24 protein-coding genes are annotated in these 22,099 nt (G+C 65.6%); 9 read left to right on the top strand and 15 right to left on the bottom strand.

Annotated features, from left to right (window positions below; all coding sequences use genetic code 11):
• Nucleotides 1-13 precede the first annotated feature (13 nt).
• The gene (locus DW352_RS03920) at nucleotides 14-934 is read right to left on the bottom strand and encodes a division plane positioning ATPase MipZ (RefSeq protein ID WP_115688726.1); all 921 of its coding nucleotides are present in this window, start codon (nucleotides 932-934) and stop codon (nucleotides 14-16) included.
• Between the two features lie 149 nt (nucleotides 935-1,083).
• Here DW352_RS03920 and panC point away from each other — a divergent pair, with 149 nt between their 5' ends.
• A complete protein-coding gene (gene panC / locus DW352_RS03915) occupies nucleotides 1,084-1,935 on the top strand; it encodes a pantoate--beta-alanine ligase (RefSeq protein ID WP_115688724.1) in 852 nt (283 codons plus the stop codon).
• 106 nt (nucleotides 1,936-2,041) lie between these two features.
• Here the strand turns inward: panC and DW352_RS03910 are convergent, their stop codons facing one another.
• The 6 genes from DW352_RS03910 to DW352_RS03885 all read right to left on the bottom strand — a co-directional run bounded on the left by DW352_RS03910 (nucleotide 2,042) and on the right by DW352_RS03885 (nucleotide 7,271).
• On the bottom strand, nucleotides 2,042-2,479 hold the full coding sequence (locus tag DW352_RS03910) for a DUF1489 family protein (protein WP_115688722.1): 438 nt from the start codon (nucleotides 2,477-2,479) through the stop codon (nucleotides 2,042-2,044).
• Nucleotides 2,480-2,490: 11 nt separating this feature from the next.
• A complete protein-coding gene (locus tag DW352_RS03905) occupies nucleotides 2,491-4,434 on the bottom strand; it encodes an acetyl/propionyl/methylcrotonyl-CoA carboxylase subunit alpha (protein WP_115688720.1) in 1,944 nt (647 codons plus the stop codon).
• 219 nt (nucleotides 4,435-4,653) lie between these two features.
• A complete protein-coding gene (locus DW352_RS03900; protein WP_162826773.1) occupies nucleotides 4,654-5,499 on the bottom strand; it encodes a hypothetical protein in 846 nt (281 codons plus the stop codon).
• Nucleotides 5,500-5,518: 19 nt separating this feature from the next.
• Nucleotides 5,519-6,481: a Bug family tripartite tricarboxylate transporter substrate binding protein gene (locus tag DW352_RS03895; RefSeq protein ID WP_115688716.1), complete on the bottom strand. Its 963-nt coding sequence runs from the start codon at nucleotides 6,479-6,481 to the stop codon at nucleotides 5,519-5,521.
• A gap of 115 nt (nucleotides 6,482-6,596) precedes the next feature.
• On the bottom strand, nucleotides 6,597-6,932 hold the full coding sequence (locus DW352_RS03890; RefSeq protein ID WP_115688715.1) for a GYD domain-containing protein: 336 nt from the start codon (nucleotides 6,930-6,932) through the stop codon (nucleotides 6,597-6,599).
• A gap of 138 nt (nucleotides 6,933-7,070) precedes the next feature.
• Nucleotides 7,071-7,271, bottom strand: a complete 201-nt coding sequence (locus tag DW352_RS03885; RefSeq protein ID WP_115694225.1) for a hypothetical protein — start codon at nucleotides 7,269-7,271, stop codon at nucleotides 7,071-7,073.
• A gap of 534 nt (nucleotides 7,272-7,805) precedes the next feature.
• Between DW352_RS03885 and DW352_RS03880 the strand changes: the two genes are divergently transcribed.
• Nucleotides 7,806-8,009 (top strand): hypothetical protein, encoded by a 204-nt coding sequence (locus DW352_RS03880; RefSeq protein ID WP_115688713.1) that lies wholly within the window; start codon nucleotides 7,806-7,808, stop codon nucleotides 8,007-8,009.
• Between the two features lie 23 nt (nucleotides 8,010-8,032).
• On the opposite strand, the gene DW352_RS03875 is transcribed toward DW352_RS03880, so the two are convergent.
• The 3 genes from DW352_RS03875 to DW352_RS03865 all read right to left on the bottom strand — a co-directional run bounded on the left by DW352_RS03875 (nucleotide 8,033) and on the right by DW352_RS03865 (nucleotide 9,897).
• Nucleotides 8,033-8,269: a hypothetical protein gene (locus tag DW352_RS03875; RefSeq protein ID WP_115688711.1), complete on the bottom strand. Its 237-nt coding sequence runs from the start codon at nucleotides 8,267-8,269 to the stop codon at nucleotides 8,033-8,035.
• Between the two features lie 153 nt (nucleotides 8,270-8,422).
• Complete coding sequence (locus DW352_RS03870; RefSeq protein ID WP_115688709.1) at nucleotides 8,423-9,151, bottom strand: transporter substrate-binding domain-containing protein; 729 nt, start codon at nucleotides 9,149-9,151, stop codon at nucleotides 8,423-8,425.
• A gap of 50 nt (nucleotides 9,152-9,201) precedes the next feature.
• Nucleotides 9,202-9,897, bottom strand: coding sequence for an SDR family NAD(P)-dependent oxidoreductase (locus DW352_RS03865; protein ID WP_115694224.1), 696 nt, complete (start codon nucleotides 9,895-9,897; stop codon nucleotides 9,202-9,204).
• Between the two features lie 202 nt (nucleotides 9,898-10,099).
• On the opposite strand from DW352_RS03865, the gene DW352_RS03860 reads away from it, so the two are divergent.
• From DW352_RS03860 to DW352_RS03850, 3 genes are all read left to right on the top strand, one after another.
• A complete protein-coding gene (locus DW352_RS03860; protein WP_115688707.1) occupies nucleotides 10,100-10,576 on the top strand; it encodes a RidA family protein in 477 nt (158 codons plus the stop codon).
• Between the two features lie 669 nt (nucleotides 10,577-11,245).
• Complete coding sequence (locus DW352_RS27560; protein ID WP_342634892.1) at nucleotides 11,246-11,425, top strand: BrnT family toxin; 180 nt, start codon at nucleotides 11,246-11,248, stop codon at nucleotides 11,423-11,425.
• A 57-nt stretch (nucleotides 11,426-11,482) separates the two neighbouring features.
• Nucleotides 11,483-11,815 (top strand): BrnA antitoxin family protein, encoded by a 333-nt coding sequence (locus tag DW352_RS03850; RefSeq protein ID WP_245434314.1) that lies wholly within the window; start codon nucleotides 11,483-11,485, stop codon nucleotides 11,813-11,815.
• A 131-nt stretch (nucleotides 11,816-11,946) separates the two neighbouring features.
• Here DW352_RS03850 and DW352_RS03845 read toward each other — a convergent pair whose 3' ends face one another.
• Together DW352_RS03845 and DW352_RS03840 are read right to left on the bottom strand one after the other, a co-directional pair.
• Nucleotides 11,947-12,165 carry a hypothetical protein gene (locus DW352_RS03845; RefSeq protein WP_115688703.1) on the bottom strand — a complete coding sequence of 73 codons (219 nt, stop codon included), beginning with the start codon at nucleotides 12,163-12,165 and terminating at the stop codon, nucleotides 11,947-11,949.
• A 1,152-nt stretch (nucleotides 12,166-13,317) separates the two neighbouring features.
• On the bottom strand, nucleotides 13,318-14,925 hold the full coding sequence (locus DW352_RS03840) for a carboxyl transferase domain-containing protein (RefSeq protein WP_210209924.1): 1,608 nt from the start codon (nucleotides 14,923-14,925) through the stop codon (nucleotides 13,318-13,320).
• A gap of 157 nt (nucleotides 14,926-15,082) precedes the next feature.
• Here DW352_RS03840 and DW352_RS03835 point away from each other — a divergent pair, with 157 nt between their 5' ends.
• On the top strand, nucleotides 15,083-15,817 hold the full coding sequence (locus tag DW352_RS03835; protein WP_115688701.1) for a DUF1236 domain-containing protein: 735 nt from the start codon (nucleotides 15,083-15,085) through the stop codon (nucleotides 15,815-15,817).
• A gap of 172 nt (nucleotides 15,818-15,989) precedes the next feature.
• A complete protein-coding gene (locus tag DW352_RS03830) occupies nucleotides 15,990-16,172 on the top strand; it encodes a CsbD family protein (RefSeq protein ID WP_115688699.1) in 183 nt (60 codons plus the stop codon).
• Nucleotides 16,173-16,249: 77 nt separating this feature from the next.
• Here DW352_RS03830 and DW352_RS03825 read toward each other — a convergent pair whose 3' ends face one another.
• Nucleotides 16,250-16,954 (bottom strand): endonuclease/exonuclease/phosphatase family protein, encoded by a 705-nt coding sequence (locus DW352_RS03825; RefSeq protein ID WP_245434313.1) that lies wholly within the window; start codon nucleotides 16,952-16,954, stop codon nucleotides 16,250-16,252.
• Nucleotides 16,951-19,023: a VTT domain-containing protein gene (locus DW352_RS03820; protein ID WP_245434312.1), complete on the bottom strand. Its 2,073-nt coding sequence runs from the start codon at nucleotides 19,021-19,023 to the stop codon at nucleotides 16,951-16,953. The genes DW352_RS03825 and DW352_RS03820 overlap by 4 nt, the downstream gene beginning before the upstream one ends.
• A 238-nt stretch (nucleotides 19,024-19,261) precedes the next feature.
• On the opposite strand from DW352_RS03820, the gene DW352_RS03815 reads away from it, so the two are divergent.
• Complete coding sequence (locus tag DW352_RS03815) at nucleotides 19,262-19,744, top strand: NUDIX hydrolase (RefSeq protein ID WP_115688695.1); 483 nt, start codon at nucleotides 19,262-19,264, stop codon at nucleotides 19,742-19,744.
• On the opposite strand, the gene DW352_RS03810 is transcribed toward DW352_RS03815, so the two are convergent.
• Nucleotides 19,741-21,414, bottom strand: a complete 1,674-nt coding sequence (locus tag DW352_RS03810; RefSeq protein ID WP_210209923.1) for an MFS transporter — start codon at nucleotides 21,412-21,414, stop codon at nucleotides 19,741-19,743. The two genes, DW352_RS03815 and DW352_RS03810, sit on opposite strands and share 4 nt — an antisense overlap.
• Nucleotides 21,415-21,599: 185 nt before the next feature.
• Between DW352_RS03810 and DW352_RS03805 the strand changes: the two genes are divergently transcribed.
• Nucleotides 21,600-22,064: a MarR family winged helix-turn-helix transcriptional regulator gene (locus tag DW352_RS03805; RefSeq protein ID WP_162826772.1), complete on the top strand. Its 465-nt coding sequence runs from the start codon at nucleotides 21,600-21,602 to the stop codon at nucleotides 22,062-22,064.
• Nucleotides 22,065-22,099: the final 35 nt, after the last annotated feature.

The following is a 22,099-nucleotide window of genomic DNA, read 5'->3' as shown; positions in this document are numbered from 1 at the left end:
GCTGTGTATTTGGCTACGCCAGCACGTCGTGGACCTGCAGCGGCTGATCCATGACCGAGTACCACTCGGCGCGGGCCGCGGCGCGGCGCTTGCCGTTCTCGCACAGCGGCAGATGCAGCGTGTTGAGGAGCCCGATGACTTCCTCGCGCGCGGTCACGTGCGACATGCTGGGCCGCGTGCCCAGCGTCGCCTCGTCGAGGTTGTCCAGCGCGGTCAGGCCGCGCGGAAAGAACTCACGGAAGACGACGCGTTCGGCGAAGCCGTCGACGCTGCGAAAGCCCATCCGCCGCGCCAGTTCGCCGATGCCCTCGCCGACCAGGCGCTTGTTGCGTGAACCGAGCTGCGACAGCCGGTTGCGCACCACGATCCAGTCGAGCAGCCGGCCGTCGATCAGACGGCGTTGCCGGCGCGCCTCGCGCACCATCCGGGCGTAGTGGCTTTCGCCGGTGACGGAGAAGTCGGTTTGATCCAGCGTCCCCAGCACGTCGAAATCGACGAAGGAATCGTTGAGCGGCGTCACCAGCGTATCGGCCATCGAATGCGCGAGGCGCATCAGGTAGCTGTCGCTGCCCGGCGTATCGATGACGACGACGTCGTGGCTGTGCTCGATCTTGGCGATTGCCTGCGAGAAGCTGGCGAACTCGCGCGCCTCGTTGGCCTCGACCGACGGACCGTCGGCGCGCTCGATGCAGAAATGCGTCGGCAGTTCGAGGCGGAGCCCCGCCCGCTCGGCCCACGCCTTTCGGTTCTCGATGTAATGGGTGAAGCTCTTCTGGCGGGAGTCGAGATCAATGGTCGCCACGCGCTGGCCCGCCTTGAGCAGCGCGACCGCGATATGCAGGGCCGTCGTGGATTTACCGGAGCCGCCCTTCTCGTTTCCGAGCACGACGACATGCGCGGACTGCGGAGACTCCTGGATCGCCTGGACCAGCATGTTGCCCTCGATCGATCCCCAATCTTCAATTTATCCGTTCATTTTAGTCAAGCTGCTCGCGGCTTAACTATTAATCGCATGGCCCGGCTTAACCACATTTGCTAGGTGCTAGCCCGCTTTCGTGACAGCCGCCCGACAGGTCCACCGCCATGCCCCGACGACCGATCATCGCCCGCACCGTCCCCGTGCTGCGCAAGACGCTGTCGCCCTTCCGCCGCAAGGGCGAGCGCATTGCCCTCGTGCCGACCATGGGCGCGCTGCATCAGGGCCACCTCACCTTGGTAAAGGAGGCCAGGAAGCGGGCCGATCGCGTGGTCGTATCGATCTTCGTCAACCCGACGCAGTTCGCGCCCAACGAGGACTTCGGCAGCTACCCCAGGACCTTCGACACCGACGTCAAAGCCCTGGCCGAGGCCAAGGCCGACGTCGTCTGGGCGCCAACGCCCCAGGCGATGTATCCGGAGGGCTTCGCCACACGGATCGCGCCGGAGGGCGCGGCGCTCACGGGCCTCGAAGACAAATTCCGCCCGCATTTCTTCGGCGGCGTGGCGACCGTCGTCGCCAAGCTGTTCACCCAAGTTCAGCCCGACGTCGCGTTGTTCGGCCAGAAGGACTATCAGCAGCTCCAGGTCGTCACGCAGATGGCCAAGGACCTCGACTTGGCCGTGAAAGTCGTCGGCATTCCGACCGTGCGCGAGAAGGATGGCCTCGCTCTCTCTTCGCGCAACGCTTATCTGTCGGCGGCAGAGCGCGCGGTGGCGCCGGTGCTGGCGCGCGTGTTGAAGGCGGCCGCCCAGCGCATCAAGCAGGGCGAGCCGTCCGAGATGGTGCTGGAAGAAGGCCGCGCCGAGATCGCGCGCGCCGGCTTCGCGGTCGATTATCTGGAGGCGCGGCACGCGGTGACGCTCGCACCGATCGCCTCGCTGAAGGACGGCCCGATCCGCCTCCTGGTGGCGGCCAAGATCGGCAAGACGCGGCTGATCGATAATCTGGGGGTGTGACCGCCGCGGTCATCGCCCGCGCGCGATCCCGTACGCCTTAGCAAAATAGATCACTGCGTACTGGATCCGGGCTCGCCAAAGGCAGGGGCGCCCGGATGACAGCCGGTTAAAGCAGCCCCAGTTCCTGCAATTCCCGCCGCATTGCCTCAGGCATGCTGGCGGCGCCGGGCGCGGCGCGGGCGAGATCGCGCGGCGCTTCCTTGTCCTCGAGGTAGCGCCAGCCCTGGAAAGCCTGGCGCGGTCGCGGCTCGACCAACGTCACCTTGCCGTCGAGCACGACCTGGCAGCGCTTGATGCCGTCCTTGCCCGTGGTCTGGCGGATGTCGAGGATCTTCTCGCGGCAGGTGATCTGGCCCTTGATCACCCAGTAGAGCGAGCCGCCGGCGGTCAGTTCGTCCGCACGCTTGGGATACATGCGTGTCGTATGGATGTGCTCCGGCTTCTGGCCGCGCCGCTTCTTCTCCTTGGCCTTGAGCTTGATCCACTCTTCGAGGTCGGCGACGGAGTCGCAGCCGACACAGAGCTTGATGAGATGAAGCGGCATTCCAGTTCCAGTTACGCTTGAGCTTCGATGACTAAGATCTTGGCGCCTTCGGCGACCTGCGCATCCCTTAGCGCCGAAACGTCGGTCACGACACCGTCGATCGGCGCGGTGAGCGTATGCTCCATCTTCATGGCCTCGATGATGGCGACACGTTGGCCGCGCGTGACGGTCGCGCCCTTCTCCACCAGAACCGCCAGCACCTTGCCGTGCATCGGCGCACGCACGAGACCGCCGCCGCCGCCATCGGCCCCTTCGTCGAGCACATGGTCGCGCAACGTCACTTTGGTCTGGCGGCCGGCGCGCAGCACATAGACCGCGTCCTCGGCCATGATCGTTTCGGCGTCGCGCGCAGGTGCTTCATCGCCGATCATGACACGCGGCCCATCCGCCTCGTAAGCCACATGCGCGGTGACGGTTTCGCCTTCGGCGATCACCGGCAATGACAACGTGCGCGGGCCGGACAATTGGAAGGCATCGCCCGCGTCCCAGGGCGAGGCCGGCCGGTCCGACACCGCGAAGCGGGCGCGTTCCTTCGCCAGCAGGGCCTGCGCGCCACGCGCCGTGGCGGCGCGGTCGAGACCGTGCGGCACTGCGCCGAGCGACCCCATATGCGTATCGATGAAGCTCGTGTCGAACGCGCCCTGGCGGAAGTCGTCGGCACGCGCGAGCGCCGCCAGGAAGCCGGCATTGCTACGGGGCCCGGCGACGACGGTGTGCTCGAGCGCGTCGGCCAGCTTGTCGAGCGCCTCGTCGCGCGTCGCGCCATGCGCGATCACTTTGGCAATCATCGGATCGTAGAACGGCGTCACGCTGTCGCCGGCTTCGACGCCGCTGTCGATGCGGAGGCCTTGGCCGCGCGGGAATTGCAGCGCGACGAGTGTGCCGGTCGACGGCAGGAAGCCGCGTTCCGGGTCCTCGGCATAGAGCCGCGCCTCCACGGCGTGGCCGTCGACGCCGACCTGATCTTGCGCCAACGGCAACGGTTCACCGGCGGCGATGCGGAATTGCCATTCGACGAGATCGAGACCGGTGATCGCTTCCGTCACCGGATGTTCGACCTGAAGCCGCGTGTTCATCTCCATGAACCAGAAGCCATCGTCCTTGAGGCCACCCGTGCCGTCGGCGATGAACTCGACCGTGCCCGCGCCGCGATAGCCGACGGCAAGCGCGGCGGCCGTCGCCGCCTGTCCCATCTTGGCGCGCAGCGCCGCGCTCATGCCCGGCGCCGGCGCTTCCTCGATCACCTTCTGATGGCGGCGCTGCAAGGAGCAATCGCGTTCATTGAGGTGAATCGCGTTGCCATGCGCGTCGGCGAAGACCTGCACCTCGATGTGCCGCGGGCTCGTCACGTATTTCTCGATCAGCACGCGCGCGTCGCCGAAGGCCGACTGCGCCTCGCGTTGCGCCGCCTCGAGCGCGGCGTCGAAATCGGCATGACGCTCGACACGCCGCATGCCTTTGCCGCCGCCGCCGGCCACCGCCTTGATCAGCACCGGATAGCCGATCTCATAGGCCTTGCGCTTGAGGAACGCCGGGTCCTGCTTGTCACCGTGGAAGCCGGGCACCACCGGCACGCCGGCCTGCTCCATCAGCGCCTTGGCGCGGTCCTTGAGGCCCATGGCGCGGATCGCGCCCGGCGGCGGGCCGACGAAGACGATGCCGGCCGCCGCACAGGCCTCGGAGAAGGCCGCGTTCTCGGACAGGAAGCCGTAGCCGGGATGGATGCAGTCGGCGCCGGCGCCTTGCGCGGCGGCTATGATCTTCTCGATCACCAGATAGCTCTGCGCCGCCGCCGCCGGGCCGATCGCATAGGCCTCATCGCAGACGCGGACATGCAATGCATTGGCGTCGGCCTCCGAGTAGACGGCAATGGTCCGCAGCCCCAGGCGTTTGGCCGTGCGGGCGATGCGGCAGGCGATCTCGCCGCGATTGGCAATCAGGACGGATGAGAACATCAGGCGGGTCCGGCGTTACGTCCTTGAATACTAGCGCGTGATCGGTGGACGCTGAAACACATCCCGTTCATTCCCGCACGCAGACATCGGGTTTACCCGATGTCCGCCAATTATTGTGGGCAAGCCGGCGAAAGCCGCCTTGCGGACCAGAAGCACACTGCAACGACGCATTTTGCGCCGGGGCCCCGCTTTCGCGGGGGCGAACGGAGAGTGAAGATACTAGCGCGGCTGCGTGGCGGTTGGCGCCTGGGCCTGTGGACGTTTCGGCGGCACCGGCGGCGCGCCGCCCTCGGCTGCGGTATGGGCCGCCGCTCCCTCCTTGAGCTTCGGACGCGGCGGCTCGGAATTCATGATGCTGACAGCGGGGATCGAATCCGAGGATGGGAAATCCCATTTCGGATCGACGGGATGGCCGGTGGCCGCCGGCGGCTGTGCCCCCTCCGCGGCCATGGCAGCCGGGTCCGGCGTCACAGGAATGACTGGCGGCAGGCTGGCCTGCGGCCCTGGGGACGGCGCTGCCGCGGCGGCCGGCGCACGGCCCCACTCGGCGGCATAGCGCGAGACGTATTGTTCGTAGACGCGCGCCTTCATGTTGGCCTTGATCGCACCGGTCTCGCCGACCAGCGCGAAGGCGGCGCAACGCTCCGGCGTGCAGCCGTCGCGGTCCGCAAGCACCTGCGCGGCGAGGCCGAAGCGATCGAGTTCGATCGCCCGGCGATCGCCGGTCAAAGCGGTGGTCACAGCGGCATCGCCGAGCCGTGCGGCCTCCTGCAACAGCAGCAGCCGCGCCGCCGTGAAGGACAAAGCGGCCGACGCCGAGGCGGCGTCCGCAAACACCGCCTTCTCGCAGGCATTGCCGACCGTCTCCCCCGCGCCGCCGGCAAGGCACGCGAGCGGCGAGCCGGGCGCAAGGGCGCGCCCGGTCAACTCGGTTTGCCGCGCGAGCAGCGCGCGCCGCTCCGCCGCATGCTCGCCGGCCATCATGCGATCGACGATTGCGAACGCGCCGAGCGCGACGGTGGCGATCGCCACCACCGCCAGCAGAACTGTTGCTACGCCCTTCACGCTCGCCCTCGTCCTCCGCTTACTGCACCTTCGCGCCCGAGACCTTCACGACCTCGGCCCACTTCTCGATATCCTTGCGCAGATAGGCATCGAACTCCTCCGGCGTCTTCACCAGCGGAATCGCGCCCTGCTTCAACCACGCCGCTTTCACGTCGTCGCGATTGATCACCTTATTGATGGCGGCATTGAGGTACGCAATGACCTCTTTCGGCGTGCCCTTTGGCGCCATCACGCCGAGCCAGATGGTGGCCTCGTAACCGGGGACCGTTTCCGCCACCGTCGGCAGGTCGGGCGTCAGCGGGTTGCGGGTGGCACCGGTGGTGGCGAGCGCGCGCACCTGGCCGCCTTCCGAAAGCGCCTTCATGGTGGTGACGGCGTCGAGCATCATCTGCACGGTGCCGGAGACGACGCTGTTGCGCGCGTCGCCGGACGCCTTGTGCGGCACGTGCACGACGTCGGTGTGGCTCATGGCTTTGAACAGCTCGCCGGCCATGTGATACGGCGTGCCCGGACCGGACGAGGCGTAATTGAGTTTACCCGGCTCTTTCTTCGCCAGATCGATGAACTCTTTCACCGTCTTGGCCGGGACCGAGGGATTCACCACCATCAACAAGTCCGAGTAGTTGATCGTCGCCACCGGCACGAAGTCGCGCATCAACTGGTACGGCTTGTTGGCCAGCAAGGACTCGTTGGTGGTGTGCGTGTTCGACATGACCAGCAGCGTGTAGCCGTCCGGCGTCGCCTTGGCGACGGCGTCGGTGCCGATCACCGCGCCGGCGCCGGGACGGTTCTCGATCACGAAAGACTGCTTGGTCTCTTCGGTCAGATACTGTGCCAGAACGCGCGCATAGACGTCGGCCGGTCCGCCCGCGCCGAACGGCACGACCATCTTCACGACACGGTTCGGATAGTTCTGCGCGCCCGCGGCGCTCGCGATCACAAGCGGCACCAGCAGAGCCGCCAGACGAATGAATGTACGCATGATCCTCCCTTTCACGTTCAGCTTTGTTCGAAGTTTGTATCTTTGACGTTTGTATCGTTGTCGCGTGTCGCCGCGGCGAATTATAACCGCCGCCTTGTTTGGTTTATTCCCCCGTTCAGCCACCTCCCGCGGACTTGAAGCTTGGCGCGAGGTCAGCCGCGGCGGCGAAAGCCCCCTTGGCTTCGATCGATGTCAACGCCACCGTGGTGCGCAGATCGGTGACGCCGCCGCCCGCGCCGGCAGCGAACAAAGCCGCCGCCATCTGCACGTCGTCAGGCGCTTCAGCGATGGCGAGAAAATCATATTCGCCGAAGGTAACGTAATAGGCGACGAGCCGCCCGCCGACCTTGGAGATCAGCCGCGCCACCTGATCGGCGCGGTCTTCCGGGCGCACGATCATGCCTTTGATCGCGTCGCGGCTGTAACGGCCTTGTGTGATGTAGGTGGGCATCCGATCCCTTCCTCCGCGTCAGCGAAGCAGCGCGCGTTTCTAGCGCATGCTCCGCCACGAACGAAGAGCCTCGCACCGGCGCGCATGTCGCGCCGGCGCGGCAACGAGAGTTTCGAGGCGTCGAAGACCAGCCGCGGATCAGGCGCGGTCGAGCTGGCTTTCCTTGGCCACGCGCTCGAACGCCTCGCCCGAACTCTTGATCCGGTACTGGTAGTCGTCGCCGTCGGACGGCAGCAGCTTCACGACGGTGTAGCTGCCTGTCGCCGCGGCGCGGCCGAAGCTCGGCGAGGTGTAATAGACCGTTTCGCCGACGGTGTATTTGTGCGCGCGTACCGGCACCTCCGGCACCACGATCGGCTGCACCGGCGGGCTGATCGTGTGGACGATCGGCATGGCCGGCGCCGTCGGCGCAAGCGTCGCATCGGAATGGTCCGGCTTACGCGCCGGCGCGGCTTTTGCGGTCGCTTTGACGGCGGCTTTCACGACGCTCTTGGCTGTTGCGCGTTTGGCCGAGGTTTTGCTCGGCGCCTTACCGACAGGCTGACGCGCCGCTTTTGTCGCAGTCTTGACCGAACCGCGTGCCGACTTCGTCGCTGCCTTGGTGGTCTTCTTCGCGGAAGTCCGGGCCGTTTTGGTGGACCGCCCGGCCGACTTTGCTGAATGTCTGCTCATAAGCGGCAATATAGCAGCTTATTTCGCTTGAGTGCGAAGTTTTTTCAGCAGAAACATCATTGATATCAATGCGTTATAATATACATATCAGCCCTGTCATATTGTTTCCACAGTCTGGACCGGCGGGCTCCAGCCCCGGCCCCGGCGGGACGGAACCCGGTCCGGCCGACCGGCGTTTGCCTGCGCACATGGAGGTGGACAATGCGACTTCTGGTTGGCCTCATCCTCGGCGCTCTGCTGACGGTTGGCGGCGCCTATATCTACGACTCCCAGCATAATGCCACAACCGCCACGCTCGAACGGCCGCTGGTGAACTGGGACGTCGTCAACACCAAGCTGGACCACCTCGGGGCCAAGGCGCGCGCCGAATGGAACCGTTTGCGGGCGGGCTCGCGCGAGACCTGACGTCTCGCGCCAGCCACAGCCGGTTAGCGGCCGATCTGCTCGCGCGCGCCGACGCCCAAGGCGTTGCCGATATCGCGCCGGTCCATGCGCGTGCCGTCATCGCCCTCGATCAGCAGCGGCACGCGGCCGCTCCGCTCGACGTGGCGCGCCCAGGCCAGCGCGTCATCGAGCGCGCTGAACTGTTTGAACAACGCTTGCGATTTGGCGATCGGGGAAATGTTCGGCGACCCCGGCGGGCCGCTGTAAACGCGGTAGGTCATCGTGTACCTCTCACTGATCGTTCATCGGCGGGACATGCCGGGGCAACGCCTCGCATCGATCGCGAAAGGCGCCCCGGCAAAGACCACGCGTCCCGATGTCGTTGTGGGAGGGACAACGTTTGAACGGCGCCGCCGTTCCGGACTTCGCCAGGCTTACGGCGCTGCCGGCGCATCCTTGAACCCGGCGGCATCGAGCGCGCGGCGCACCAGACCCGACGCCTTCGCATCGGCCAGCAATTCGCCGACGAGATGCAGCGCATCGGGCCGGCCCTTCGGCACCGCCACGGCAACGCCGACCTGCTGGAAATGGCCGGGCAGCACGCGCGCCCCGGGCAGCTTCGGCAACAGGCCGACGAAGGAGTCGTGCGACAGCGCGAAGGCATCGCCGCCGCCGTTCCTCGCCAATGCCGTAATGTCGTCGACGCTCGGCACTTCCGTCACCGTCGCGTTCGGCGCGGTGCGGCGTGCGCTGCGCATCGTCGTGGTGTTGGCGATGGCGATGATGCGCACGCCCGGTTTGTTCACTTCACCGATGCTTTGGATGGCCGAACCGGCCGGCACCAGATAGGTGCTCTCGATGAGATAATACGGCGGCCCGAAGTCCACCTTCTTCATGCGCTCGGCGTCCTGCGGCATGAAGGCGACGTCGCATGTGCCGCTCGCCACCGCATCGGTGAGCTGGCCGGAATTCTCATACACCTGCAACGCCAGCGGCACCTTGAGCATGGCCGCGAAGCCGCCCAGCAGATCGACGGTGACGCCGTGCGGCGCGCCGTTCGCGTCCTTGGTGCAGAAGAAGGCCGATGGCGCCGGCGAGATAACGATGCCGCCGCGCAGCGTGCCGGTGGGAGCGAGTTCTTTGACAGCGTCGTGATGAATCATGGCCTCCGTTCTAGCATGCGCGGCGAGCCCAGACCATGCGACCGCGCCGCTCAGAACTTCTCCACCCAGGGCCGCACCTCGATCTCCCAGCTCCAGGCGCTGCGCGACTGCCGCAGCATGTGCAGATAGGTCTCGGCAATGGCGTCCGGATCGAGCAGCGAGTCCGGCGCCTCGGCCGGCACGGGCCGGCGCGCGCTCTTGATGCCGCCATCGACCACGATATGGCCGACATGGATGCCCTTGGGCTGCAGCTCGCGCGCCATGCTCTGCGCGAGGCCGCGCAGCGCGAACTTGCCCATGGCGAAAGGCGCCGACTGCGCATAGCCCTTCACGCTGGCCGAAGCGCCGGTGAACAAAATGGCGCCCTGCGCCTTGGGCAGCATGCGCTTGACCGCCGCCTGCGCCACGAGAAACGCGCCATAGGCGGTGATCTCCAAGGTCTTATGAACTTCCTCGGGATCGAGATCGACGAACGGCCCGCGCGTGCGATAGCTCGGATTGTACACGACCACATCCGGCGTCGCGCCCGCCGCATCGAGATCGGCGAACAGCTTGTCGACCTCGTCGCGCTTGGCGGCGTCGCAGTTGTAGGTCGCGGCGCCGGTCGCTTCGACGAACTCGGCGAGCTTGGCCGGCGAGCGCGCCGCGAGCGCCACCCGCATGCCCTCCTTGGTGAACACACGCGCGAGCGAGGCCGAGAGGCCCGAACCCGCGCCGACGATCAGAGCCGAGGTGTATGCGTTCATGGTGTCCTTCGACGTTGGCGCAAGCGACATGCGCGCGGGCACTTTCACGTCAGTATCCACCCGCCGAAATACAAGCGCCAGCGCCGCACGTCAGGCATGATGGCGTCGGCCGCGCTCAGCCATGCTGGCATGGGCCTTGCTTCACAAACGGCCCCACTCAAAACGAGCGGTCCACTTGAACGATCCTTCCAGGAGTCTCTGAATGTTTAAACATCTATCGGTTGCCGCGATGTTGGTGGCGGGTTTGGCGGCGACGTCCGCGTCGGCGCAGCAATTCGAAAAGAAGAATTTCACCTACAACAAATTCGCCGCCGGCGCCTTCTCCGAGGCCGCGACCGTCACCGGTCCGTCCAAACTGATTTTCCTCGCCGGCATCGGCTCGGAAGATCCAGACAACGGCTCGGTGCGCCACAAGGACGACTTCCTCGAGCAATGCCGCTTCGCCTGGAGCAAGATCAAGCAGGCGCTCGCCGCCAACGGCGCGACGGTGTCCGACATCGTCAAGGCGACGACCTATGTCACCGACATCCGTTACCGTGACGAGATGCGCAAATGCCGCCAGGAGACCTTCACCCAGGGCATTCCGCTGCCGCCGCACACCTTCCTCAACGTCGTCGCGCTGGCGCGCCCGGGCATGATGATCGAGATCGACGTCGTCGCCGCCGTCGCGGCGAAGTAGAGCGCATTGCAAAGCGAGGCCCGTGGCGCGCGGCGGACATGCGTGATCGTCCCTGTTCTCGTCGGCGCGGGCACGCCGTTCGGCAACGCACGCTCCTAAAGGGGAGCGGAGCGCCGGGAAACGCGGAGGTTTGCGAAACCTCCCGAGCGGCTGGCGCAGCCGCCCGACACGCCTTTTTGGAGGCGTGTCCTTTCTCCTTGCGATCGGAGAAAGGCGCCTCCCGGCGCTCCACTGGCGGCGATTTCTGTTCCCGGGTCCGCGCTTCAGGCCCCGTTGCGTCGTCCGCCCGACACGCAAAGACCTCTCGGCCTTCGGTGTCGTGGCTCCCGCAGCGCCAGTTCGGCTCATCGCCTTGTCGCGCCGCGGGCTGCGGCCGTCATCAACGGCGGCTTGCTAGCAGGCTCCCTGCGCAGGAGTCGTAATGCTCCCAGGGCGGGGTCCCGAGACCTCCCGAGTCCCGGCTTACGAGGCCGGTCCGCGGGCGCCGCATCCCGCTCCGCCTTCGGCACGTCTCCGGAAGACGCCCCTTCGATGAGCAGGATGAAAGGACTATAGTCTTCGTACGAAAGAGGTCAATAGTCCTATCGCGCTTTTTTTGCGCAATTGATCGGCTGCAACCCTGCCGATAGCCTCGACTCTTGATGTCCCTATTTTTTGTATATACATTAAATGGCTTGGAAGATCACCTTCGATCCGGCCAAGCGCGAGTGGACGCTGCGTGAACGCGGTCTGGACTTTTTGGACGCGTCGCTGGTTTTCAACGGCCTAAAGCTGGAACATCCGGACGACCGCCACGACTATGGCGAACTGAGGATGATTACCGTGGGTATCTGCGGCGGCGCATGGTGATCGTTGGCTGGACGCCGCGCGGCGATGTACGACATGTCTTTACGATGAGGAAGGCCAATGACCGCGAAAGGAAAAAGTACGCCGCGCAAATCGAAGCCCGTCGGTAGCGACATGAAGAAGGTTGACGCCCACGTGCTTGGCCCGAAGGACTACGAGGAAATCCCGGAGCTGACCGAGGAATGGTTCGAGCGCGCCGATCTCTACAAGGGCGGCAAGCTGATCAAGCGTGGCCGACCGCCGTCACCACAGCCAAAGGAAGCGCTCAGCCTGCGTCTCGACCGCGATGTCCTCGCTCATTACAGGGGCACCGGCCGCGGCTGGCAGAGCCGCATCAACGCGGCGCTGCGCAAGGCGGCAAAGCTACCGGCGCCGACACGGAAGAAAGCGTAGCGCGATGAGCCTCTCTCCGCCCTCATCCTGAGGAGCGGCCGAAGGCCGCGTCTCGAAGGATCGAGGGCGGCACCATGCTTCGAGACGCGCTGCTTCGCAGCGCTCCTCAGCATGAGGTCGAGAAAGGCAGCCTAAATCTCCGCGTCGCTGCGGATGACCGCGACGATCTCAAATTGATCCTTCTCGTCGTCGCTTTTGGCATAGGCGTTCAGCGCATCGCGCGCCTTGGCGATGGCCTCCTCCGGCGTCCAGCAGCTGGTCACCTGCATGCTGTCGTCCTCACCGTCCTCGAGATAGACGAAGAAGACTTCCCAATCGTGGCCGGGTGGTTTTTTGGGTTTGGAAGGCATGAGGCACTATGGCGGCGCACGCAGGGAAAGTGCAATGGCGCCGCCGTCTCCCCACGGTCATTGCCGGGCTTGACCCGGCAATCCATGAGGTGTGTCCACAACGATTGCGGTACGTACGGCTCTCACGCGCGGAAAGTCATCATGGATGCGCGGGTCAAGCCCGCGCATGACGCCGCGGATGCGGCAACGTCGTCGCGTCCACTGCGCGTGGGCACGGCGCGTAAGTGCGCATGAGCCGAGGATGCGGCAATGCAATCCTCACCTACGCTTCGCTCCGCCGCCGCACGGGCCGACCTCTCCCCACGGTCATTGCCGGGCTGGACCCGGCAATCCATGAGGTGTGTCCACAACGATTGCGGTACGACGGCTCTCACGCGCGGAGAGTCATCATGGATGCGCGGGTCAAGCCCGCGCATGACGCCGAGGATGCGGCAATGCAATCCTCACCGACGCTTCTCCGCCGCATGGGCCGACCTCTCCCCACCGTCATTGCCGGGCTCGACCCGGCAATCCATGAGGTGTGGCCACAACGATTGCGGTACGTACGGCTCTCACGCGCGGAGAGTCATCATGGATGCGCGGGTCAAGCCCGCGCATGACGCCGAGGATGCGGTGATGTTATCGCGTCAAACAGCCATGCACACGGCGCGCGAGCGCGCGCCTTTGCCTACCCTACGGTTACTTAGTATGGACCGCCGCAAGCAATCTCCCTCAATTGATATCCGAGAGATCTTGGCGGCAGATACTGAGCAGGTTGAGGGGTCCATACTCCGGCCCTCCCGATTAAGTATGGGTCGTCGCAATCGTAGTCATACCAGCCAGCATTCGATAAATTGAGTGACATTCCATCGTCGAAATAAATCAGTACCCGCGCTATCTTGCCTACTTTGCCGTTCTCGTCGGAGTATGGCGGCACCAAGTCCCTGCGGTACGCGATCGACGCAAGGTCAACATAAACCTCTTGTCCATTGTCAGCTTCAATTTTGAACCAATCAGGAGGTGGCATATGGCAGCCTGGTGTCCGATCATTACAACCGAATAGGCCACGTGACATCGGCCTCGCCATTGCAGCAGAGGCTGCTGCGAAAAGCACGACGAGCCCCACAACTGCCAGGCGCAATCTGGCCTCCATCTCCCCCGAGCACTCGCCCATCACATCCTAAACACCCCGAACCTCGTCTCCGGCACCGGCGCATTCAGCGCTGCGCTGAACGCCAATGCCAACACGCGCCGCGTCTCGCTCGGCGCGATGATGCCGTCGTCCCACAGCCGCGCCGTCGCGTAATAAGGATTGCCCTCGGTCTCGTACTGGTCGCGGATCGGCGCCTTGAACTCGGCCTCCTCGATCTCGCTCCATTTGCCGCCCGAGGCTTCGATGTTGTCGCGCTTGACCGTGGCGAGCACCGACGAGGCCTGCTCGCCGCCCATCACCGAGATGCGCGCGTTCGGCCACATGAACAGGAAGCGCGGCGAATAAGCCCGGCCGCACATGCCGTAATTGCCGGCGCCGTAGGAGCCGCCGACGATCACCGTGATCTTCGGCACCTGGGCGTTGGCCACCGCCGTCACCATCTTGGCGCCGTCCTTGGCGATACCGCCTGCTTCGTATTCGCGGCCGACCATGAAGCCGACGATGTTCTGGAGGAACAGCAGCGGAATACGCCGCTGGCAGCACAGCTCGATGAAGTGCGCTGCCTTGAGCGCGCTCTCCGAGAACAGGATGCCGTTGTTGCCGAGGATGCCCACCGGCATGCCGTGGAGATGCGCGAAGCCGGTGACCAGCGTCGTGCCGTACAGCGCCTTGAACTCGTCGAACTCCGAGCCGTCGACGAGGCGCGCGATCACCTCGCGGATGTCGTACTGCTTCTTGAGGTCGACCGGCACCAGCCCGTCGAGCTCGGCCGGATCGCGCGCGGGATCGCGCGGATCGCGCAGGGCGATGTCGACTGTCTTGTTCGTGTTGAGCGTTGCGACGATGCGGCGCGCGATCGACAGCGCGTGGTGGTCGTCCTGCGCCAGATGATCGGCGACGCCGGACTTGCGCGCATGCACGTCGCCGCCCCCTAAGTCCTCCGCGCTCACCACCTCCCCCGTCGCGGCCTTCACCAAAGGCGGGCCGCCGAGGAAGATCGTGCCCTGGTTCCTGACGATGATGGTCTCGTCCGACATCGCCGGCACGTAAGCGCCGCCCGCGGTGCACGAGCCCATGACGACGGCGATCTGCGGAATGCGCAGCGCCGACATCGTCGCTTGATTGTAGAAGATGCGGCCGAAGTGCTCGCGGTCGGGAAAGACGTCGGTCTGATGCGGCAGGTTGGCGCCGCCGGAATCGACGAGATAGATGCACGGCAGGCGGTTCTCGCGCGCGATCTCCTGCGCGCGCAGATGCTTCTTCACCGTCATCGGGTAATACGTTCCGCCTTTGATCGTACTGTCGTTGCACACGATCATGCATTCGCGGCCTTCGACGCGGCCGATGCCGGTGATGAGGCCGGCGCCGTGGATGGCGTCCTCGTACATGCCGTTGGCGGCGAGCGGCGACAATTCGAGAAACGGCGAACCCGGATCGATGAGGTTGGTCACGCGCTCGCGCGGCAACAGCTTGCCGCGCGCGACGTGGCGCTCGCGCGCGCGCGGCGGACCGCCCAGCGCGGCTTCGCCGCGTCGCGTCTGCAACTCTTCGACCAGCGCGCGCATGCGCGCCGTGTTGGTGCGGAATTCCGCCGAGCCGGCCTCGACGGACGAACCGAGAATCGCCAATGCGCCCTCCCCTCAACCAGAAGCGGAAGTTGCCTTGCCGGAACCGGGAACGCAATGGCGCGCGGCACGCCCGCACGAATTGAGGAACCGTCGTAACAGCTATGACGTTTCAGAGGAGCACGTGTCGTGCCGGGGAGTAGGCTAGAGGAGGCAAAGTATGAAGACACGTCTGTTATCCACCGTCGCCGCAACGTTGCTTATCGGTACGGGCATCGCCTACGCGCAGTCGCCCGGTTCGCAGTCGGCACCCGAACGCGCGCCCGCGGCACAACAGAAAGCGCCGGCCGAAAAGGTCGCGCCGCCGATGAATGCCGGCCAGCACAAAGCACCGGAAACATCGGGCCAGGCGTCCCCGGACAGTAAAGCGTCCCCGGACAGCAAGATGGACCGCGGCTCGTCCGGCACGATGAACCGGTCGTCCGATACCAACAAAGCGCCGGAGACAGCCGCGCCGAAGGCCGGCGATCATGACAAGTCCGGCGCCGGCATGAAGAGTTCGTCCGAGCGCGACAGCAAGTCGGACATGAACAAGAGCGCGACGGACAGCACCAAGTCGCCGAACCAGAACAATGCGCAGGGCGCGAAGTCCGGTCAGTCGACAACGGGCCAAGGCGCCGCGGCGGGCCAGGCGAAGCTCTCGACCGAGCAGCGCACCAAGATCACGACGGCATTCAAATCGGACAAGAGCCTGAAGAGCGTGTCGAAGTCGGAGATCAACGTGAATATCTCGGTCGGCACCAAGATCCCAACGCACGTGCACGTCTATCCGGTCCCGCAGGAGGTCGTCACCGTGTACCCGCAGTGGCGCGGCTATGACGTCATCCTGGTGGACGGCGAGTATCTCATCATCGATCCGCGCACGCACGAGATCGTTTTCATCATCGAAACCTAACGCCGATGACGCGGCGTCAAGCGGCCGGGATGATCCCGGCCGCTTATGTCTTTTGCTGCATTGTGTCTTTTGACGCATCGCCGACGTGTTCGACAGCGACGGACGGAACATCATGCGGGCCCAGACGTTGTTATCGCGACACATCGATCTGCAAAGACAGAGAGGGAACGTGATGAACAAAGACCGCATTGAGGGCAGCTTCGAACAGGCCAAGGGCAAAGTGAAGGAAGTCGCCGGCAAGGCGACGGGCGACACCAAGCTCGAGGCCGAAGGCAAGACGCAGAAGGTCGCCGGCAAGATTCAAAATACGGTCGGCGGCATGAAGGACGCAGCGAAGGAAGCCGTCGACGATTGACGGTGGGCGGACCGCGCGCGTCCTTCACATGAACAGAACCCGGTGCGCCTAACCGCGCGCCGGGTTTTGCTTTTCGGTCAAGAGGAAACGTCTCCCGCGCGCAGATCGGCGATCACCGGCAGATGATCCGACAGCGCGCGCGCCGCCGGATCGACGCCGCTCTTCATCAAGAGGGTGCCCGGACAGCAATAGACCCGATCGAAGCGGAACAGCGGAAACCGCGACGGATACGTGCGATAGCGCGTGCGGCCGCCGAGCACGCGCGTCAGCGCCTTGCGCACCGACCCGGGCCAGAACCAGTCGTTGAAGTCGCCGACCATCACCAAGGGCGCCCTGCCCGCGGCGAGGTCGATCAGCTTGCGCACCTGGTCACGCCGCTCGCGGATGCTGAGGCCAAGATGCGTGGCGATCACCGTCAAAGGCCCGATGGGCGTCGTCAGCAGCGCGCGGATGGCGCGGCGCGGCTCGCGCTCGGGAATGGAGATGTCGTGGACGTCGTGCGCGACGATCGGAAAGCGGCTGATCAGCATCTGGCCATAGTCGCCGTCGGCGCCGGTGATGGAGCGCGCGCCGATCGCGTGGATCCCCAATGCCCGCGGCAGATAGTCGAACGGGTTGGCGGCGCCGGCGAGCGCGCGGCGCGAGTCGACTTCCTGCAGCGCGACGATGTCGGGATCCCACCGCCGGATCAGCGCGACGACGCGTTCGAGGTCGAAGCGCGGGTTGTGCCCCACCGCGCCGTGGATGTTCCACGTCATCACGCGCACCGTCGGCGCGGTCACCGGCTGGCGCTCCAGTAACGCGACACCAGCGCCTGCACGCCGATGGACAGCGCGATCCAACCGGCGACCGCGGCGGCGAGCCACGCGAAATCGGCCGCGCTCGGTGCCGTGAGGATGCGCGCGAACTGATGACCGACCGCGGATATCATGATCAGGCCCGGCAGCATGCCGATCAGCGTGCCGGCGGCATAGGCAAAGACCGGGATCGAGCTTGCGCCGGCGACGAGATTGATCACCGTGAACGGCGCGATCGGCACCATGCGCAACGCCGCCACCGTGATGACGCCGCGCTTGGCCGCGCGCTGGCGGATGCGATTGAGGCGCGGTCCGAGCAGATCGCGCAGCGTCCGTTTGCCGACCGCCGCGCCGATGGCATAGGTCGCGAGCGCACTGGCCAGCGCGCCGGTCGCCGCATAGGCGAAGCCGAGCCAGGGTCCGAACGCCGCGGCTGTCGCCGCGATCAGCACCGTCACCGGAAACAGAACCAGTCCGCCGATAAGGAAGGCGCCGACCACCAGGAACGGCGCCGCGTGGCTTTCGGCGACCGACGAAAACAACGCCTTCATCGCCGCGGGCTTTGCCAGCGGCACGTACTGCCAGAGCAGCGCCAGCGCGACGACCAGCGCCCCGCCGACGATGAACTTCACCAAGGTCGAGACGTGGCGCGACGACACCGGGCCGCCGACCATGCGCTCGACGAACTCTTCCGCGCCGAGCGGACGCTCCGGATCGGCGACGCCGTTGATCAAACCGACCAGTTCGGCACTTGCCACCGGCACATCCTCGATCGGCTTGAGGGCATGGCCGTTACGGCTCAGCGTCCGCGCCACCTTGATGAGCGAGCCGCCTTCGGACTCCAGCGCCGCCGCCACCTCCTCCGCCGTGGCGCCGCAATGGTCGCCGAGAAGCCGGTGCCGGATGTCGAGAATGCGTTCGCGTTGGGCATCGTTCTGGGCGACGACGACGAGATCGCATTCGGTATCCGTGCCCATGGAGCGGTTATTGAGGTTCGACGAGCCGATCCGCAGGATCGTGTCGTCGACGATCATCACCTTGGCGTGCACCATGGTCGTGGTGGATCGATCGCCCTCCGCCACTTCCGGATAAACGAAATGGACGCGATCGGCGGCCGCCGCCCGCAGGATCTGCGCGAACCGGATGCGCCCGGCCTGCATGCTGTGCGACTCCAGCCAGGAGTCGTGCACCTTCGGCGTCACCATCAGCACTTCGAGCGCGGGCTTGGCACGCAAGCGCTCGGCAATGCGCGTGGCGACCGCGGGCGCCGTCAGGAACTGGTTCTCGATGTAGATCGTACGCTCGGCGGCGTCGACGCAGTCGAGATACAACCGCTCGATCTCGCGCACCTCCTGCTGTTCTTCGTAATGCGGCTGCGTGCGCGCGATGCCGACCGCGACATCGGCGAAGTCGGGACGAATGTGGTCCGGCCAACAATCCCCGGTCGGCGCGACGGGCGGAAGGTCCTCGCAGGTCGCGCAGGACCACCGCCCGCGCGCCAGCGCTCCGAGCGCGGCGGCCGCCTCGCCGTCGACCATCATCTGCACGTCGTGGAAGGGCCGATAGGCCTTGCCGACCGGATCGACCCGCTTCGGCTCGTCGAGCCGATGCGCGCTCGTATCCCACCGGCGGATGGTGATATCCAGGCCGCCGGTAAAGGCGAGCGCGTCGTCGATGGTCACCAGTTTCTGGTGTTGCGAGGAGCCGAGCGGCACGCAGTCGTCGAGGCAAAAGCGGATGCGGCTCGGCGTCTGCCAGCCAAGCTTCAGCCCCGGAAACGGGTCGCGATCGACCGCGTAGAGAACCGAGAAGTCCCACAGCAGCAGGCAGACCTCGAGCGCCGGCTTGGCTTCCACCAACGCCGCCAGAAAGCCGGCAAACGTCTCCGGATAACCGTCGTCCGCCTCGCCCGTCGGCCCGACCAACGGGGTCTGGCTATGGATGTCCCAGCCGGCGATGATGATGGAACGCTCGGCCTTGAGCATGGCCGCGCGCAAAGCCGCGAAATAATTGGCGCCGTCGACGAGCACAGCCGCGCGGTCGGCCCTGGCCACGCGCCACACATTTCGATCGGGCTTGAGCAGCATACGGAGAAATGGGATCCATTGGCAGTGAGTTGCTCTGGGTCAACGCCTGGATGGAACATTGGTTCGATGCCACCGTTCCGGGGCGCCTCAGCCGATCGCGCCACCAAACAGCCGCGGCCGCCGGCCCGCCCCTCATGGCTGCAATCACATTTTCGCGTTTCCACAAGCCGGCGCGGCCGTGCTTTGATGATCGCCGAGCCGATTCATGTCCCGCCGAAACGAAGTCAGTGCCGGCATTCTCGCCTTCCGCCGCAACCGGGGCGTCGAGGTGTTGTTGGCGCATCCGGGCGGCCCCTACTGGCGCAAGAAGGACGAAGGCGCCTGGTCGATCCCCAAGGGCACCGTCATCTCGGGCGACGTGCTCGCCTGCGCCAAGCGTGAATTCAACGAAGAAACGGGGCTGGTCGCCGAAGGGCCTCTCGCCACGCTGACGCCGCTGCGTCAGAAGAGCGGCAAGCTCATCCACGCCTTCGCGCTGGAGGCGGACTTCGACATCAAGGTTTTCTCCAGCAACACCTTCGAGATGGAATGGCCGCCGCGCTCGGGCAAGATGCAGAACTTCCCCGAGATCGACCGCATCGCCTATTTCGACATCGCCACCGCCAAGCGGAAGATCCTGCCCGGCCAGCGCCCCTTCATCGACGAGTTGCTGAAGCAGCTCGCCGAGAGTTCGTCTGAACAAGGTTAGTGTGCCGCCTCGGGCTTGCCGACGGCGCGCCATGACGCCGCCGCCGAGATCAGGTTGAGCAGCATCGAGAAGGTGAAGGCGAACTTCAGCCCTTCCATGAACGGCGCCGACATCAGCGTCGGGAAGAAGGTCTTGCCCGTGATCGTCGCCGCGTTGACCGCCGGGATCGCCGACAAGGCCGAGGCCGGGATGAGCTCGCCCATCGGATTGTAGCCGAGGAAGGCCGCGAACAGGCTCGCCACCGGCGGCGCCGATGCGACCTGACGCGCGATATCGGCCGGCATGCCCTGCGCCACGAGGCCCGCCTGCATGCTCTGCGGCAGCATCTGGGCAAGGCCGACCAGCATCAGCGAGAAGAACACGCCGATCGAGAGCACGGTGCCGGCATTGACCGCCGTGGCACGCATGCCCGAGGCCTGGCCGCGTTCCTGCGCCGGCACGGCATTCATGATCTGCGTCGCGTTCGGCGCGATGAAGAGGCCGGTGCCGAGGCCGTTGAGCAGCAGCAGGAACGCAAAGAGCGCGTAATTGAAATCGGCCGGCAGCAGCATCAGCCCGATGAAAGCCGCCGCGCCGACCAGCATGCCGCCGATGGCGAAGGGCCGCTCGCCGAACCGGTCGGACAGATAACCGGCGACCGGCGCGGCCGCGAGCATGCCGACCGTCAGCGGCACCATGAAGATCGCCGACCACAGCGGCGTCTCCTCGAAGGAATAGCCGTGCAGCGGCAGCCAGATGCCCTGCAGCCAGATGATCAGCATGAACTGCAGACCGCCGCGCGCCATCGAGGCGAGCAGACCGGCGAGGTTGCCGTAGGCGAAGGGCTTGAGGCGGAACAGCTTGAAATCGAACATCGGCCGCTCGATGCGGCGCTCGTACATGTAGAATGCGACGAGCGCGAACAGGCCGACGGCGAAGCAGGTCACGACCATCGGGCTGGTCCAAGCCATCACGTGGCCCTCATAGGGCTGAATGCCTTCGGTGATGGCGGTCAGCACCAGGATGAGGCCGACCGCGAAGGTGACATTGCCCCACACGTCGATCTTGTGGCTGACCCGCGAACGGTGATCGCGCAGGTTATAAAAGCCCCACACGGTGCCGATGATGCCGATCGGCACGTTGATCCAGAACACCAGACGCCAGTTGGCGTCGGCCAGCAGGCCGCCGATGATGAGGCCGATGAACTGCCCGCCGACCGTCGCCACCATGTTGACGGCGAGCGCGATGCCGCGCTGATGCGGCGGAAACACGTCGGTGAGGATGGCCGTGGCATTGGCCATGATCAGCGCGCCGCCGACGCCCTGGATGATGCGGACGATGATGAGATAGAGCGCGGCGCTGCCGCCCTCCCCGGGCATCAGGCTGAGCGCGACCGATGCCGCGGTGAAAATGGCGAAGCCGATATTGTACATGCGGGCGCGGCCGAACTGGTCGCCGAGGCGGCCGAAGGCGACGACCAGCACCGCGATGACGATCAGGTAGCCGATGATCGCCCAGAGCAAATAATCGATGTTGCCGGGATCGAGCGCCTTGAGGCCGATGCCGCGGAACACGGCCGGCAGGCTGATCAAGAGAATCGAGCTGTTGATGGCCGCGGCCAGCATGCCGAGCGTGGTGTTGCTCAGCACCATCCATTTATAGCCGGGACCCGGCTTCTTCGGTGTTGTCACGGAACTCTCCAGCGGCGGCCCCGCCCCCGACGGCGGGCCAACCCTATTTAATTGTATGATACAGGTATCTCTGGAGGTCCCGGCCAACAAGGTGTATGATACACATATAGCCATGCGTCCCGCGTATGGCTAAGAAAGCGCAAAGAGCGCCGTCGGGCGCCGTCTCCGGGACCGGGAATGCCGAGATGATCACTGCCGCTGAAGACCAGGCCGCCGCCGAGACCAACGTCGAGACCATCGAACGGGAAATCGGCGAGCTCGCGCGCGTGCTCGAAGCCATGCAGCGGCGGCGGAACTATCCGCTCGACCGGGCGCAATTCCTGCTGCTGCGCGTGCTCGAAGCGCGCGGCCCGACGCCGACCGCGACCCTGGCCGACCTGCTGCTGCTCGACGACTCCACCGTGACGCGTCAGATCGCGGCCATGGAAGACGCCGAACTGGTCGCGCGCGAGCCCAATCCGAACGACCGCCGCTCGAGCCTGATCCACGCCACCCGCCACGGCCTGACCGTGATGCGCAAGATGCGCCGCATGCGGCTGGAGCGTATCGATCGGCTGGTCGCGGACTGGACGGCGGACGAGCGCGATACGCTCGCCGGCCTGCTGACGAAACTCAATGGGACACTGAAGCGGTCACTGAAAGACGCTTAGACTGTCATGCGCCTTCGCGAAGTTGCGATCAGAAA

It is taken from the genome of Pseudolabrys taiwanensis, from assembly GCF_003367395.1.
GTDB classification, from domain to species: domain Bacteria; phylum Pseudomonadota; class Alphaproteobacteria; order Rhizobiales; family Xanthobacteraceae; genus Pseudolabrys; species Pseudolabrys taiwanensis.
This window is presented reverse-complemented; position numbering and strand designations above follow the sequence as displayed.